At 42.2% G+C, this 16,662-nt stretch carries 8 protein-coding genes; 1 reads left to right on the top strand and 7 read right to left on the bottom strand.

Features of this window, described 5'->3' with window-relative positions:
* Nucleotides 1-21: 21 nt before the first annotated feature.
* Nucleotides 22-4,098, bottom strand: coding sequence for a hybrid sensor histidine kinase/response regulator transcription factor (locus EZ437_RS12730; RefSeq protein WP_131596386.1), 4,077 nt, complete (start codon nucleotides 4,096-4,098; stop codon nucleotides 22-24).
* A 181-nt stretch (nucleotides 4,099-4,279) separates the two neighbouring features.
* Between EZ437_RS12730 and rhaT the strand changes: the two genes are divergently transcribed.
* The gene (gene rhaT / locus EZ437_RS12725) at nucleotides 4,280-5,335 is read left to right on the top strand and encodes an L-rhamnose/proton symporter RhaT (protein ID WP_131596385.1); all 1,056 of its coding nucleotides are present in this window, start codon (nucleotides 4,280-4,282) and stop codon (nucleotides 5,333-5,335) included.
* A 309-nt stretch (nucleotides 5,336-5,644) separates the two neighbouring features.
* On the opposite strand, the gene EZ437_RS12720 is transcribed toward rhaT, so the two are convergent.
* From EZ437_RS12720 to EZ437_RS12695, 6 genes are all read right to left on the bottom strand, one after another.
* Nucleotides 5,645-7,534: a beta-N-acetylhexosaminidase gene (locus EZ437_RS12720; protein WP_225869571.1), complete on the bottom strand. Its 1,890-nt coding sequence runs from the start codon at nucleotides 7,532-7,534 to the stop codon at nucleotides 5,645-5,647.
* An 11-nt stretch (nucleotides 7,535-7,545) separates the two neighbouring features.
* Nucleotides 7,546-8,745 carry an apurinic/apyrimidinic endonuclease family protein gene (locus EZ437_RS12715; RefSeq protein WP_205942696.1) on the bottom strand — a complete coding sequence of 400 codons (1,200 nt, stop codon included), beginning with the start codon at nucleotides 8,743-8,745 and terminating at the stop codon, nucleotides 7,546-7,548.
* A gap of 244 nt (nucleotides 8,746-8,989) precedes the next feature.
* Nucleotides 8,990-10,186, bottom strand: coding sequence for a DUF4998 domain-containing protein (locus EZ437_RS12710; protein WP_131596384.1), 1,197 nt, complete (start codon nucleotides 10,184-10,186; stop codon nucleotides 8,990-8,992).
* A gap of 46 nt (nucleotides 10,187-10,232) precedes the next feature.
* Nucleotides 10,233-11,384, bottom strand: a complete 1,152-nt coding sequence (locus EZ437_RS12705; RefSeq protein ID WP_165500403.1) for a DUF5000 domain-containing lipoprotein — start codon at nucleotides 11,382-11,384, stop codon at nucleotides 10,233-10,235.
* Nucleotides 11,385-11,436: 52 nt separating this feature from the next.
* The gene (locus tag EZ437_RS12700) at nucleotides 11,437-13,350 is read right to left on the bottom strand and encodes a RagB/SusD family nutrient uptake outer membrane protein (protein WP_131596382.1); all 1,914 of its coding nucleotides are present in this window, start codon (nucleotides 13,348-13,350) and stop codon (nucleotides 11,437-11,439) included.
* 10 nt (nucleotides 13,351-13,360) lie between these two features.
* Nucleotides 13,361-16,570: a SusC/RagA family TonB-linked outer membrane protein gene (locus tag EZ437_RS12695; RefSeq protein WP_165500402.1), complete on the bottom strand. Its 3,210-nt coding sequence runs from the start codon at nucleotides 16,568-16,570 to the stop codon at nucleotides 13,361-13,363.
* Between the last annotated feature and the right edge of the window lie 92 nt (nucleotides 16,571-16,662).

Below are 16,662 nucleotides of genomic sequence, written 5' to 3'. Positions count from 1 at the left end.
TTTCTTAAAAAAGCAGGTAAATCAGGTAGTACAGTAATCAGATGGTGTCTGACCAAACTGTTTCGTAAATTCTTTACTGAAATATTTGCTTTCGCTGAAGCCTACCATATAGGCAACTTCATATACGGTATAGGTATGTTGCCGGAGCAATTGCGCGGCCCGTTTTAAGCGGATAGATTTGATAAAATTATTGACCGTTAATCCGGTTAGGGCCTTTATCTTTTTGTACAAAATAGGTGTACTCATGCCCACTTCTGATGCGAGGGTGTTTACATTAAACTCTTCGTTGTTCAGGTTGGCTTCTATAAGCCCCATTATTTTATTTAAAAATTCTTCGTCGGTAGATTCAATCAATATGTTTGAGGGCTGCAGGGTGATCTGCTGACTGAATTTCCGACGCATATTGGACTGAAGGGTGAGCAGGTTGAAAATACTCAGCTGGAGACTGTTTACGCTAAATGGTTTGGTAATGTAAGCTTCTGCGCCTGTTTTTAATCCGTTTACTTCATGAATGTTCCCTGAACGGGCAGTGAGCAGGATAATGGGAATGTGACTGGTCCGGATATCTGTTTTTAGCGTACGGCATAGCTCCAGTCCGTCCATAACGGGCATCATTACATCACTGACAATAATATCAGGGATTTTTTCGATAGCGATGCCTACCCCTTCTTTTCCATTTTCTGCTTCGAGCACCTGATAAAATGGCCTCAATGACTGAACGATGAATCCACGCACTTCATAATTATCTTCCACTACAAGCACTGTAGTAGTCTCATCCTGCTGCTCATCGGGCTCATAATTGATAGCCAGATCGCCTTCCAGGTCCTGCTGATAGAAAACGGGGTTTTCTGTATTGACATAATCCTGTATCAGGTCTTCCGGGCTAAAATGCAGGTTGCCCAGTTTTAACTTAAGACAGAAGCAGGTATGGATATCAGGTGCTGTTATTTCTTCCTGTCTGAGCAAATATAACTTACCGTGATGCAGCCTCCCGATCTTTTCTGCAAGTGCCAATCCTATGCCAGTGCCGGTATTCCCGGAACGGTGCTCCCTGACCTGGTAAAAATTGGTGAATATCTTATTGCGGCTTTCTTCAGGTATCCCTTTCCCATTATCAGAAACAAGAATTTCCACGTAATCAAATCCTTTCTTTTGAATCTGCAGGCGAATAATTCCACGTTCAGGAGTAAACTTAAAAGCGTTGGAAAGCAGGTTGTACACTACCTTTTCCAATTGCTCGCTGTCGAAATAGGTCTCTATATGCTCTTCGTCTGCATGAAAGGTATATTGAATGTGATTTTTAATAGCCAGGTACTGAAAGGACAGATAAATCTCTTTGGCAAATCCTACTATATTGGAAGGGGCAATGTTCAACTTCATATTGCCTGACTCAGCTTTTCTGAAATCCATGAGTTCATTGACCAGCCGGGTTAATCTTCCTGCATTTTTTTTGACGGTAAGCAGTCTCCGGTTTAATGCCGGCGATTCCTGTGTTTGCTGCACCAGATTTTCGAGCGGGCCTACGATAAGCGTCAACGGTGTCCGGATCTCATGGGACACATTAGTAAAAAAATCCAGCTTCATCTGAAAAATCTCATGCTCTCTTCTGAGCAGGGCCCTGATCCACAAAAACCTTAATACCAGGAATACCAATCCGGACAAGAACAGCGCATAAATAAGATAGGCCCACCAGGTTTTCCAGAATGGAGGCTTTACCCTGATGATCAACTGACCTGAACTTGCCGTCCAGACCCCATCGTTATTGGCCCCTTTGATCAGCAATGTATATTCACCGGCAGGCAGATTGGTGAAGGTGGCAGAGGGACTGCTCACATAATTCCAGTCCTTTTCAAAACCTTCCAGTTTATAGGCGTATTTATTCTTTTCTGATTTGATATAACTGAGTATGGCAAAATCTACACTAAAAATATTTTGATGATAGGAGAAAGTAATCCCTTTGGTAAGACTGATATTTTTATCGAGCAATTTGTTTTCATCATTGATCACAACAGGTTTATTGAATAGCCTCAGCTGTGTAAAAACGGCTTTGGGTACTTGCTTATTTCTTTTAATCTGTTCTGGAAAGAAGCTGATCAGTCCGTTGTAACCACCGAAGAAAAGTTCTCCTTTGGTGTCTTTAAAGAAGGAATTATAGTTAAACACATTGCCCGTCAGGCCGTCCTCTACGGTGTAGTTGGTAAATATTATGGAATCAAACTTAGACAGTCCATTGGAAGTACTGATCCAAAGAGAACCGGCATTGTCTTCAATTAGCCCCAGTGCATTGCTAGATGGAAGCCCTTCATCTGTAGTAAAAAACCTGGTGGTCTTTTTGAGCGGATCATATTTGATCAGGCCCGATTCGTAGCTGCCCAGCCAAAGGTTTTTGCGGGAATCTTCCCGTATAAAATTGATGTCATCAAACTTAACTGTACTGTTTTCACTCTTAAACCTGATGAGCTTATTTGATTTTTCAGGCAGTATAAATGTTCCGGCATTCGTTGCAATCCATATGTTGCGGCGCGAATCTTCAAAAAAGCATCTGATGAACTTGAGTTCCTGCTTATACTGCGGATCTGTAAATACGCTAAAATTATCTCTAACCTCGTTGTACAGAAAGATGCCCTGTGCACGTGTTCCTATCCAAAGCCTGCCCTGACTATCATGTTTCAGAGAGACAATCCGGTTGGAGTTTAGTGATCCGGGACTACTGCCTGGCCTATAATGCTTAAATGTTCCCGTTTCTGGTTTGTATACATCCAGTCCTCCTTCATAAGTACCGATCCAAACCCATCCTTTACGATCAATAGAAATGGCCTTCACCAAATTCGAACTAAGCGAATTGGTATTTTCTATATCATTTTTAAAACTGGTAAACTGCCCATTTTTCCTGTCATAGTAATTTAGCCCTTCCGCTTCTGTACCTATCCATAAATTGTTTTTGGCATCTTCTGCAATTACGCTGATGACATTACTGCTTACGCCATTTTTGCCGGGATTTGCCTTGTATTTCCTAAAGGGTGTTGAGTAAGCATGATATACATTGACTCCTCCGTAGTAAGAACCCACCCACATAGAACCTGCGGCATCCTGAAGAATGTCATAGATAGAATTTTGATTTAAACTGGTGGGGTCATCAGGATTATGGCTGAAAGAGGTAAAACTTTTTGTGTCATAATCATAGATATTTAAACCATTGAGCGTCGAGATCCACAGCCTTCCTTCACTATCCGTTTTGATCTTCCTGATTACATTGCTTGTCAATCCATTACGCTGTCCTTTTTTATGGCTGAAATGCTGGAAATTACCTGTTGATCTGTCCAACAGATCAAGGCCTTTATTGTGTGTACCAATCCAGAGGTTGTGATAATGATCTTCGTAAATGGTAGTCACATCATTTTGTACTAAACTGCCCGGATCATTTCTGTCATGAAAGTAAGATTTAAACCTATACTTGCCTTTTTGGAGCGTCATACTTGTCAAGCCACTGTCTGTACCCACCCAGATTACATTGTTATGATCCTGATGAACCGCTTTAACCAGGGAATTGGCCAGTCCCGGCACTTTGCTGGTAGTTTCATTGAAACGCTCAAATTTATTGTCGGCACCTAGTCTATTCAATCCATTTTCAGTGGCCACCCAGATATTACCTTGTTTGTCCTGGTAAAGAAAACGTACTACATCGTTGCTTATGCTATGTTTATTTAGGGGATTGTGCAGAAAGCGCTGAAAGGAATTGGTTTTCGGCAAGTAAAGATTCAGGCCATTTTGAGTTCCTATCCATAAGTTCCCTTTCGTATCTGTCAGGAGCGCATTGATGTTCTGACTGCTGCTAAGGGATGAAGAATCTTTGGTATGCCGGTAAACTTCAAAAGTCCGGGTATTAAATTTATTTAATCCGTCTTTGGTTCCAAACCACATAAAACCCATGCTATCCTGTGCAATAGACAATACACTGCTTTGGGACAAACCATTCTCTACTGTAAGATGCGTAAAGCTTATTTTAGTTTTTTGCCCATTTGCCGTAATTGAAGTCAGCAACAAAACAAACAAAAACAGCTTCCCGACTAAAGTGCCTAAGGTTTTATATTGGTTCATACTTTACTAAAAATACAATTTTTACCCTTATATAAAGGTAATTTTTGATAGCGATCATAAAAAATGCATATCAGGCTGAGTATAATGTCAAGATTGTATTACGAAACGCTTTAAATGTATTGTTTAGCCTACTATCTTTTTAGAATATTAGTACTTTACCAGATATTTATAAAACACCTGTATGCAAGCAATCTTTGGCATTATTTTTCATTTTATTGGAGGCTTTGCCTCCGGAAGTTTCTACATACCTTACAAAAAAGTAAAGGGCTGGTCCTGGGAAAGCTATTGGATAGTAGGAGGCATATTCTCCTGGTTGTTTGTGCCTGTGATTTCTGCATGGCTGACTGTACCCGGTTTCGTGGATATCCTTAAAAATACGGATGGTTCTACCCTGTTCTGGACTTATTTTCTTGGTGCGATGTGGGGCGTAGGCGGTTTGACTTTCGGACTGGCCATGCGTTATCTGGGTATGTCGCTGGGTATGTCAGTTGCATTGGGATTCTGCTCGGCTTTTGGCGCTTTGATACCTCCCATTTATCAGGACATTGTATCAGATGATCCCACCGGAAGCCTTTCGCATATGCTGAGTACCAGTGGAGGACTGGTGGTATTGCTTGGCGTAGTAGTCTGTCTGGTAGGCATCGCGATTTGCGGCAAAGCCGGAGTCAGAAAAGAAGCCGAACTTTCTACAGAACAGAAACAAGAAAGTGTAAAGGAATTTGACCTTAAAAAAGGGTTGCTGGTAGCAGTATTTTCCGGTATCATGAGCGCTTGTATGAGCTTTGCCATTACCGCGGGCCATGACATATCTAACGCCAGTGAAGCTGCTGGTGCTAATCCTTTGTTTAGAAACAACACGACTTTTATTGTAGTGATGCTGGGGGGACTAACTACAAATTTTATCTGGTGTATGATCCTGAATGCGCGAAACAAGAGCTTTGGCGATTATACCAATAAGAAAACGCCACTCACGAAGAACTATATTTTTTCTGCACTGGCCGGAACAACCTGGTTTATGCAGTACTTTTTTTATGGCATGGGAGAAAGCAAGCTGGGTAATGGGGCAAGTTCATGGATCCTGCACATGGCATTTATCATTTTGGTGTCCAACATGTGGGGCTTTTTATATAAAGAATGGAAAGGTGTAAGTAAGAAAACACTTGCCACGATCCTAACGGGAATTGCTATGATCATTCTTTCTGTAGTGCTGGTCGGATATGGTAATTCTATTTTATAGATTTTACAAGATGGGCTGAATCTACCGTACCTTCTAAAAATTTTACTACATTTAGCACAACTTAATTCAGGTGATAAATGTAAGCATCATCACGCTACCACCAAGTTGCAGATGGTCTGCTATCAGGCTAAGGACAACTCCCATTATTTTAGGTCTTCGCTAGGTGTTTCATAGGTCTTTTGTTGGTGTATAGACCTACAAACACCAACGCATAACCAATAAAAGACCTAATTTGGCCTATTATGTGTGCAGGCTTATGTATTTTCATTCAATTCCAGCCTATCAGAAAGACTAATTAAAAACGTCTTTTTACAAGCCTGCGCGTTTTTCAAGGTCTTTGATGGTAATAGTCATCGTCTTGCCTACTGGCTTATTGTTGCGGTAAGTCAGCACACGCAAATGATCTGCACCAACAGGTACCGATAACGTATCCTTGTATTTAGGTGAAAAATTGTCCGGAAAGGTGTTGTCAAATGTATAATAAATGTCCAGTTTCTTTATTTCAGTATCTAGCGCAACGCGTACCTTTTTATTTACGGTGTCCTTTACTGGCTTAATAACAGCGTCATAAGCACTTCTGGCGTAATTTACCTGTGCCATATCATAACGGCCAAAATGGGCTTCCATACGGGGAACAAAGCTATCCCAGTTCATGCTAGCCTTCTGTGACCAGAATACCTCTGACAACGCAAAAGCACGCGGCCAGGTCATGTATTCAGCATGGCGGTAAGTGGGTACAGACTCTGTCCATAAATTGCCTTGTCCGCCTAATATCAGTGATTTATCAGTCACTTCAGGCGGAACAGGATCAAAGTTATAACAATTGGATAAGGTCAGCATAGAATAGGTAGGCGGTTCGGAAATGGGATCACCCTGATATAGATCGAGATAACAATGCGCTGTTGGGGTCATCACCACCTGGCGGTTCATTTTTGCTGCAGCAATTCCTCCGCCCATTCCTCTCCAGGACATTACATTGGCATCAGGGGCTAAACCACCTTCCAGTATTTCGTCCCAGCCCATCAGCTTTTTACCGTTGGCCTTTACCATACCTTCCATTCTTCTGATAAAATAGCTCTGAAGCTCTTCTACATTCTGCAGCTTTTCATCAGCCATTCTTTTCTGGCATTTCTTGCAATCTTTCCAGAAACCCTTGAAACATTCATCTCCACCTATATGGATGAACTGACCTGGAAATAAACCGGCTACCTCTTCGATGACTTTCTGCATGAAGTCGTAGGTCTGGTCATTGCCAGGGCATAAGGCATTGTCGTCAATTGTATAAAAAAGATTACCCACATTTACTTTATAAGCTTTGCCGGTACAGGACAACTCTGGGTAGGCTGCCAGTGCGGCCAGACTGTGACCAGGCACATCGATCTCCGGAAGGATGGTCACAAAACGGCTTTGGGCGTATTTAACAATCTCTTTGATATCTTCCTGGGTGTAAAACCCGCCATCAGTAGCAGCTTCATTTTCAGCCTGGGGTGGACGGGTCCACCACAAGCCTACCCTTGGCGCACGCCATGCACCAATCTCAGTAAGTTTTGGCAGGCTTTTGATCTCAATTCTCCATCCCTGATCATCAGTCAGGTGCCAGTGAAATACATTCATTTTGTATTTCGCCAACTGGTTGATGTATTTCTTAACCATTTCTTTAGGGAAATAGTGACGGCTCACATCCAGCATCAGTCCGCGCCAGCCAAATCTTGGGTAATCAGTTATCTTGACACAAGGTACCGACCATGATTTATTCTTTATCAACAGCGGGCTTTCAATTTCTTTAGGCAACAACTGCATCAGGGTTTGCATGCCATAAAATAGGCCTGCAGGTTTATTGGCTACAATGCTGATTTTAGCCGGCGTGACATGCAGGGTATATCCTTCATTGCCCAGGAGCGCATTAGGCGTTCTGCTGATCGACAACTGAATGCCTGTGGATCCACTAAGCGCATGCTGCAAGTTGAAACCCGTGGGCGCTTTGAACATTGCTGCAAAGAGCTCGGCTATTTCCTTGTTCGAACTAGAGGAAATTAGCTTTGTGCTGCTGTTGAGCTTAAACGTGCCGGCCAGCGCTTCGATTTTTACAGGTTGTGGTATGAGGTTGAGCTCATTTATAGGCGCTGCAGCCTTGATCCCTGCTACATTCAGGAGCACCATGATGCCGAATAAGCCGACTGAGAATAACTTGCTGTTCATATGTGTGTGTTTTATTGTTTCCATTTGAAAATCTGCACATCGCCAGGTTCTACCATGATCGTATCCATGTAAGTGCTTGCAGGTAAAGTTGTACCGTCTTTCAATACTTTTTGAACCGAAGGGTCGCTTTTTACGGTGAGTTTCATTGTTTTGACCATATCCCGGTTTACGATAACCAGGTATTCCTCTTTTCCATTTTTAAGATGAGATACCACCGCTCCAAGTCCTTCCGTTTCTACAGATTTTATAGGTGTCGGCAAAGCGGATAACTGTTTGGTCCCTATGGGAATATTTTTTCCTGTATGTGCCAGGGAAATCACTTTTGCACCTAAAAAAACAGGCGATAGTGCTTTGATTTCCTGGTTCATTGACTTGACCATGTCGTATACCTGATTGCGCTTCATCTCTTTGGTGATGGGAGCATTGTTAAAATCCCACTGGGGATCTGGTGGCGTTTGATAGGTAAAGTATTGGATACCCTGGGCACCATAGGCCAAATCACTATATATCTGCATCCTGAGGGCAGGAATGGTGGGAACGGGATAAGGCCCGTGGGCCACAGTTAAAGCAAAGGCCCAGAATGGTTTATTTACTTTTGCAGCTTCGTCAGCGAAAATCTCCAGGTTTTCGTACCAGATATCCCTTACATCAGCACTGGTAGCTCCCACTACAGGATAGTGATCAAAGGATAGAACTTGCAAGGGTACTTCTTTGATGAAAATATTCACGTGCTCCCGGTAGGTTTCAGTACCCAGGGCACTGGTAGGTGCGTAATTTGGAAACAGGTTTAGATAGCAAAAGCGCTTATTGTCTACTGCCTGAATCCTGCGTGCCCAGTCACCCAGTTCAGGAAAGCTGGAGCGACCAGGTTCATCAGTCAGGTAATAAGCATCAAGCGCTTTGCTTTTCATGAAACGTCTTACTGTATTTTCCGGATCTTTCTTTAGTTCCGGACAGTTCAAAATCATTTTAACCCCCACCTTTTCCGCTATTTTTAGTGCCTTTTCAAAAGCGTCGGCGCTGGTGTAAAAGCTAAAATTGTGTGTAAAGCCGGCTTCCTTAAGTTCGAGGAACCGTTCTATGGTAGTTTCAGATTCTGGAACGCCCACCCATGCCAGGGTGGGGATCTGCGCACTCTCTTTCTTCTGCGCAGATAGGTTTGTTATTAGCGAAACCGCTAAAAAGCAGGATAGAAATAATTTCTTCATCATATAAATTTTGTGTGTTATTTGATGACAATGCCTAGTCCGTTTGCCACCGTGCGGGGATTCGCATTTTGCTTTGCACAAGCGAGTGAAAAAACAAGTAAAAGGAATAATGCGATTTGATATTTGGTTTTGTTCATACTTGGTTTTTTTAAAGGCTGTAATACGCCATGAAATTGGCAACCTGTACACGGACGCTTTATAAATACACAGGCGTCCCTGAATAAAGACGCCTGTGTAAATGCTGGTGTTATTTTGTCCAAAGTTTCATTTCCATCAGATGGATTGCACCCGGGTTTTTGCCGAGCCAGTTTTTGAATACTTTAAACCGGAGATAACGAACGTCAGGAATATTGTCAGGGAATATAAATGATTCACCTGCTTTTGCATAGTTTCCGTCTGCAGTGGTATATCCACTTGCCTGTCCGGATGGTTTGATTGATTCGAACGTACCGAGTTTAGTCCAGCCTGTGAAACTGCCGTCTGCAGGTGGTGCAGTACTGCCCCAGATTTCAAAATTCCGAAGGTTTCCGGCATCATAGAGCGTCAGCACACGCTGCCAAACCTTTATTTCATGTAGTGAAGTCACCACCCCAAGGTCAATGCTAAAATGAGCAGGCATTGCAACATCAAAAGTGTGGAAACCGCTCCCTTCTGCAGTGTTGTTATCCCAAAGCATCGGTAAGGTCCAGCCCCAAGCTGTAGTGGCATCTGTAGGCAACACATACGGTTTGAAAGTACTGCTGGATAACTGAGGATACGCAACTACCGGAGCTGGTGGTGATACGAAAGCTGTTGACACGGTATCAAATGACATGGTATCAGGCAGGAAGAATGTACGGTAACTAAACTGTGTGCCATTTTTATAATTGGTGAGCGTAGTTAGCGTATCGGTATTAGAGACCGTTACGTTTCGTACCATACCGGAATTATCAGTGTATTTTACCTCAACACCGACATCGCTTTGCTCTGGCGTTCCCCAGTAAACTTCTGCTATACCGCTCATTGAGCCTGATCTTTTAATTGGACGATTCAACAGTGAACCTATGAACTCGTCACCATAAACTTTGGTAGCTACTTCCTCTTTGATAGATCTGTTTCCATCGCTATCATAAGAAACTATTTCGAAAATGTAATTATTTTCGGGAAGATTCCCTACAATTACATTAACAGTATCAGCTGTTTCCCCTGTATTTACAGCAGGTACTTCCAGAGAATCCATGCGATTGTTCCAATGGATCACAAATCTTGAAACTTTGGCATCTATCACTACCCAGGAAAGCTTTGCACGGTTCTTTCCGGCAAGTGCTTTAAGATCCAGCGGTTTGCCGGGGTAAATTATTGCACCACCTTTTACGAAATCCTTATAGGCATCTTCCTTTTTACAGCCAAAGATGATAAGCGATAGTAAAACGCAACCGGCAATATGTTTAAATATATGTTTCATACGATGAATTTTAATGGTATGTATACTTTAATTAATTAAGGCAGGACTACTGCTCAGCTCCCCAAAATCCTACCTGCATAATGTAGAAGGATTTGGCGCCGCTCCAAGTTTGCAATACCTTGATTCTGATATATTTTACATCTGGTGTGTTCTCAGGGAATATAAATTCCTCACCTGCTCCTACCAGTGCAATATCTTCTGGTGAGTTGGTACCGATAGGCAAACCAGATGGCTTAACAGAGGTGCCATCCATCAGCTTTGTCCAGCTATCCCAACTGCCATCTGGTGCAGGGTCATTACTTCCCCATACTTCAAATTGCTTGATATTACGATCTGTAAATGACACCCAGGCTCCGCGTTGCCAGTATTTGAAGCGGCTTAGTTTGGATTTTACACCAAGACTAAAGCTGAACCATTGTGGCCATATTCCATTTGGAGAGGTGTGAAAACCAGGCTTATCAATGTTTGAATTGTTCACAATGACACCATCCCAGATATTTGGCATTACCCAACCGAATGCAGCCTGCTGATCTGTAGGAAGATTAAGTTCCCTGAATTTTGTACGATCCAGTTGCTTTTCAAATATCGGCACCAATTCTTTAATCAGCGTATCTGAGTAATTGTTCCATCGATCTTTGATGTACACAGCAAACTTCGTTGGCGTTGGTTCAAAACCACGTGCAGAAAATACTCCGTTTGCTTTCTGGGTGTAATAGGTCTCTGCAGGTTTCCAATCTCCATTAGGCTGTTGAGCCAATATATTGATTACCAGGTTTGCCTCTGTAGGATTGTCGAAGCTAACATTGGCACCGCCAAAAGTCTCTCTCAACTCCAGGCTTTTAAACGCATCTTCGTAAGGGGGCGTAAGCGGATTTACTTTCACCACCAGTGGTTCCGATCTTTTCTCACTAACGCTTACCGAATACAGGTTAACTTCTGCCTCTCCTGCCGTACCAAATCCTTCAATCAACAATTCATTGTTATATGGTGAGGACTTGGCTTCAACCATTCTGCCGTTAATCATACATTCCGCTTTCACATATAGAAGTTTCTTATCATTTGGAAGCCTGTATGTTATTTTTGCAGCACCATGTAGATTTTCAACTTTTATATTGGTAACCGGTTCCGGTGCACCTTTATCCGTATCCAAGGGCGCTGGTCCGTCGACTTTACATGCTGCCAGAGTAAGGCAAGCCATGCATGTCATTAATAAATATTTAAAACTTTTCATAAAGACAAATTTAATTGTGTTACCATCCTGGATTTTGAACCAGATTATTGTTTACAACGAGGTTATTTTCGCTAATAGGCCAGAAATAGTCTTTATTACTAAATTTCTTATTGAAAAGTGTTCTAACCCGATAGTAGTTCTCAGGTGCCTCTTGATCAATATCCCATCCTTTTATTGGTCCATTAAATTCTTCCCTTCCTTTCTTCCACCTCATTATGTCCCAAAAGCGTTGACCTTCAAAAGCCAGTTCAATTTGTCTTTCTTGTTGGATAATAGACCTCAGTCCGTTCTGGGTTAGATATTTATCTTTGATCCTTGAATGTTCTGACCAGGATTTCTCTACTGATTGCAGTCCTGCCCTAGCCCTTACCAGGTTGATCCAGTTATATACTTCGGGAGATGGGCCTGCAGATTCATTCAATGCCTCTGCATACAATAAATAGACCTCAGCCAGTCTGATTACCGGCCATGGGTATGGCTTTATTGTGTATGGACCTCCATCACCAGCCTCTATAATATTCTGAAAGTTTACCAGTTTTTTAGACCAGTATCCGGTAGCAGAGTACAATGAAATTCCTCTCTTACCTGCAGTCTGATTGGTACGACCTTCGATAAACCAAGGTTGTTTGTCGTCGTATTTACCTTGACCATACCATACACCTCCATCAAAACCAAGGTCTGCATAGAACCTGTTTTCCCTGTTCATATGAAGTGAGGCAGTTTTGTAACCGGTTTGCAGGTTAAATCTATCTTTTGCAGTCGCAGTTTTAACAGCGTACCTTCCAGCGTAATCCCAGCTATTGTCTTCATTGATAGGCACTCCATTGTTGGTATAGAAAAGTTCAGCTATTTCCAGGGTTGGTGCAAGCATTGATCTGGCACCCATATTGGATGTTTTGGCTGGATCAATAAAGGCTTGGGACAATGCCTGGATTTGTATTGCCATGCTGTTTGTATTTGCCCAGATTACCTCAGGGTTCCATTTTTCTGTTACACTGTTTCTGATACTCATCTGGATGAGGGTGGTATCAGACAGACCAAAGGTATTTACCACCGGAGCATACACATTTAGTCTCGCTCCTGCTGCATGACATGCATCAATCGCCGCTTTTGCGGCTTCCGCAGCAAGTGTCCATTTCTCCGTGCTCGGAGTAGGATTGAATAGTTGTGTGTTATCTTTATCCCTGAAGTTGGTCATATCCTGGTTTCCATTGAACAATGGGCTCGCCGCCGTAACCAGGATCTGTGCCTTAACAGAAAGTGCTATTGGCTGAGTTATTCTTCCGTTCTCGGATGACTCATTTTCAATGATTGGAGGTAGATCTGGTATTGCCTCGTTTAATAATTCAACTACATAATCGAAACATTCATCAACTGGCGCACGCTTAACTTTAACCTCTTCCGGGGAAGCTGAAACAGGTAAATTTTCTTTAATCAACGGAATTGGGCCATACATTCTTAGCAGCCAGAAGTGATAATAAGCTTTCAGGAATTTCACTTCCGCAATCCAGCGATTCTTTTCACGTTCCTGCATTCCGGGAACTTTACCAATATTTTCAAGAAAGATATTGCAATCCCGGATACCCTGAAACAATGCTTTACCACCTTTAGTGCCATCCCAGTAATTCAAAGTTGGATCTACCATACTTTGATTATCCCTAGCAATGTCCTCAAATGACTGGAAATAATGGAATTGGGCAACCTGAGGAAATGGTAACCAGAACTCATCGCCAGCGAGAAATCCTACTGCATCAACACTAGCATGGGAAGGCATGTACATAAAACAAGTAAACAAGTACTTTTCCGCTGTTGTACGACTACTGAACGCATTCTCGATTGTCGGAATGTTATCAGGAATGACATCCAGATACTTTTTGCACGACATAGATGTGCTCAGTAGTATCAGGACTAAAACTATCTTTAAATTCTTCATAATCTAATTTTTAAAATGAAACATTGAGTCCAACATTCAAGGTCATTTGGACAGGATATCCAAGACCATTCCCGCCCATTTCAACGTCCCATAGTTTAAAGTTGCTGATTGACATCAGGTTCAATCCATTTAGGTAAAACCTTGCATTGGCTATGTTTACTTTCTCAACCAATCTTTTCGGGAGTGTATAGCCGGCTTCGACAGATTTAAGCCTTACAAACGCCTGGTTTCTCATAAACCAAGTACTTGGCTGGGCATTATTCCAGTTGACATTTTGGCTAAGTCTAGGCCATAAGGCATACAAATCCCTGTTTTCTTCAGACCAGTAACTGTCAGCATATGCTTTTAGCAATTGGGTCTGACCTGAAAATGGAGAAGTTGCAACAGGATCTATCCAAAAAGATGAACGGGCAGAACCCTGAAAGAAGCAGGAAAGATCAAAGCCTTTTAAACCGGCTGATAAACCGAAACCATAAATGATCTCAGGATCCGTTGGATGGCCAATCGGCACCCTATCTAGCGGGGTAACCTGGCCATCGCCGTTTACATCACGAAACTTTATGTCACCGCCACCATACTCTCCGAAGTTTTGCTTAGGTGAATTAAGGGCTTCCATGTCATCCACAAAAAGTCTTTCAGCGATATAACCCCATTGTTGCGAAAGTGAATTTCCAACTTTAGATATATAAGATTCTTTGTAATCGGGCTCTTCGTTAACTTCAAACTTACTGGTAGCAAAAGTAAAGTTACCCCTGGCTTTTAACCAAAACGAGCTATTGAAGTTCTGTGTGTAATCAATTGAGCCATCAATACCTTTTGCACTAGCTTCCCCTACGTTGGCTCTTGGGAAATTCGTTAATCCCATGGTAGTGGGAATGAATGCCCTGGTCATCAATATATTAGTACGATATTCCTGGAAATAATCTGCTTCAATATTGAAATTCCTGAACAGGCTCATCTCAAAACCCAGATTGGTCTTTTTCGCTTTTTCCCAGGTGATGTCATTGTTTGCGTACCTGCTAACCCGTACACCACTTCTCCAATAGGCATTATCAGTTCCAAATCCAATGGCACCATAATTCATATCTACGTTAGACAAGTAGAAGAACCTGTCATAGTCATTTCCGATGGCATCATTTCCTACAAGTCCGTAAGTAGCCCTAAACTTTAATTTAGAAATGTAAGGGGAAATCGGCTCCCAGAATTTTTCATTAGAAATACTATATGCTATACCAGCCGATGGGAAAAACCCGAATCGATTTGTTTCATAAAAGCGCTCGGAACCGTTGTATCCGAAGTTCACTTCAGCAAAATACTTGCTTGCAAATGAGTAGGTCAACCGGCCTGATACACCTAAATTGCGGAATGGCAATGAACTTTGCAAATCACCTGCATTTCCTCTAAGGTTATTGCGCATGACGAATACCATCATACTGCTTATGTTGTGTTTTTCTGCAAAAGTACGGTTGTAGTTGGCCGCACCTTCCATGTATACTGTCGAACTTACAACTTTATCTCCCTCTGTGTAACCCAGATATTCTGTACCTCCAGTCTCATTAAGGGCTATAAGTGTGTAAGAGCCATCAGTTTTGTCATAGGAAGCCAGGTTGTAGTAAAATGGGTTATACCCACGTCTAACATCAAAAAAAGAATACCTTGAAGTATTGAATAAACCCCTCAGGGACAAACCTTCTGTCAGGAATGAAAGATCTTGTTTTAACTCAAACTGCGCATCCATCTTAGAAGAAGAATACTCTTTATAACCACGTTGTAAATTAGCATATGGATTTAAGTAATTTCCATTCTCAGCATTACCAAACAGGATATGTTTGGTGAGCATATTCTGCTCGTCCGGCTCATAGAAAGCAGGGAATTTAACAGGGTTAGAACGCATAACCTGTCTGTAAATTTCCGCTCCGCCATCAATAGGACCATTATAATCATCAAAAATACCGGAAAGTCGTACTACAGCTTCGGTAGTCTTAGTTAGATTGATATTGACATTTGAACGCAGTGAGTAACTTTTGAGATCTATGTTGTTATTAAAATTATTCTTACCATTTGCTTTTAGTACTCCGTTATCCTGATTCAGTGTTCCGGCAAGATAATACCTGGCCACTTTACCACCGCCACTCGCATTCATATTTATTCTTTGATTAATGGTATAATCCTTGAATAAAGCTTCCTGCCAGTCTGTAGAAGGATATTGGATACTACCACTACCAATTACGGTATTATCTATCTGTTCCTGACGATAAGGTAACGCACCTGAGGCTAGTCTTGTTGAGACAGCTTCATTTCCTAATTTCATATAGGTTATTGGGTCAGCCAGTTCAACATTCCTTGTTGCAGCTGACACTGAATTTTCCATACGGACAGAAATAGCGATCTGTCCTTCCTTACCTTCTTTAGTAGTGATCAAAACTACTCCATTTGCACCACGTGCTCCATAAAGCGAAGTTGCGGTAGCATCTTTTGCGATGGAAAAACTAGCAATATCATCAGGTTGCAAACGGGCCAGCGTGGTCCTGTCTACTTCCACACCATCAAGGAGTATCAATGGATCTTTTTTGTATCCAAAGGTAGTTACCCCCCTGATAAAGAAATCTGCATTGTCAGCTCCGGGTTCTCCACTGCGCTGATAAGCAATCATCCCCGCTACCCTCCCTGCTAGAGCAGTCGTTAAGTTGCTGGAAGGAATTTTAAGATCTGCAACATTAACTGAAGAAACAGCGCCGATCACGTCGGATTTCTTTTGCTTGCCAAAAGCCACAACAACGACCTCTTCCAATGCTTTAGAGTCTATTTTTAATAGAACATCAACGCTTGTTTTTCCAGCCGTTGGAACCTCTTGCGTCAGATATCCTACCATTCCTACAACTAGCACGGCATTGTCAGGTATTTCCAAAATGAACTTACCATTTGGATCGGTAACGGTTCCCGTTTTTGGCTCACCTTTTACCGAGATCGTAGCGCCTGGCAATACGCCGACAGAATCCCTTACGGTTCCCTTGATTTCCTTCAGGACAACGCTTAGTTTCTTGTAATTTGCGGATTTACTGACACCTTTTTTATTCCCTGGGTCGCCAGGTCCTGAGTCAGCACGGCTTAGCCCAAATGCTGCTGTTGTCAGAAAAACAGTCAGGATCATCACGGTCAGGGACGGTTTAAAAAGCACAGGGATGGTATCCCCGTATTTAAAATACTGGTGAAATTTCATAATACTTTCAAGTGGTTAGGTTTAAATTCTTTTTTATATTTGGTTACTTTGTTCTGGTAAAAATCTTAGTATAATATTAGCCCTCCTTTCTT

Source organism: Pedobacter psychroterrae (assembly GCF_004331695.1).
GTDB lineage: Bacteria > Bacteroidota > Bacteroidia > Sphingobacteriales > Sphingobacteriaceae > Pedobacter > Pedobacter psychroterrae.
Note: the sequence above shows the minus strand (reverse complement) of the source record. Positions and strands in the feature narration are given on the sequence as shown.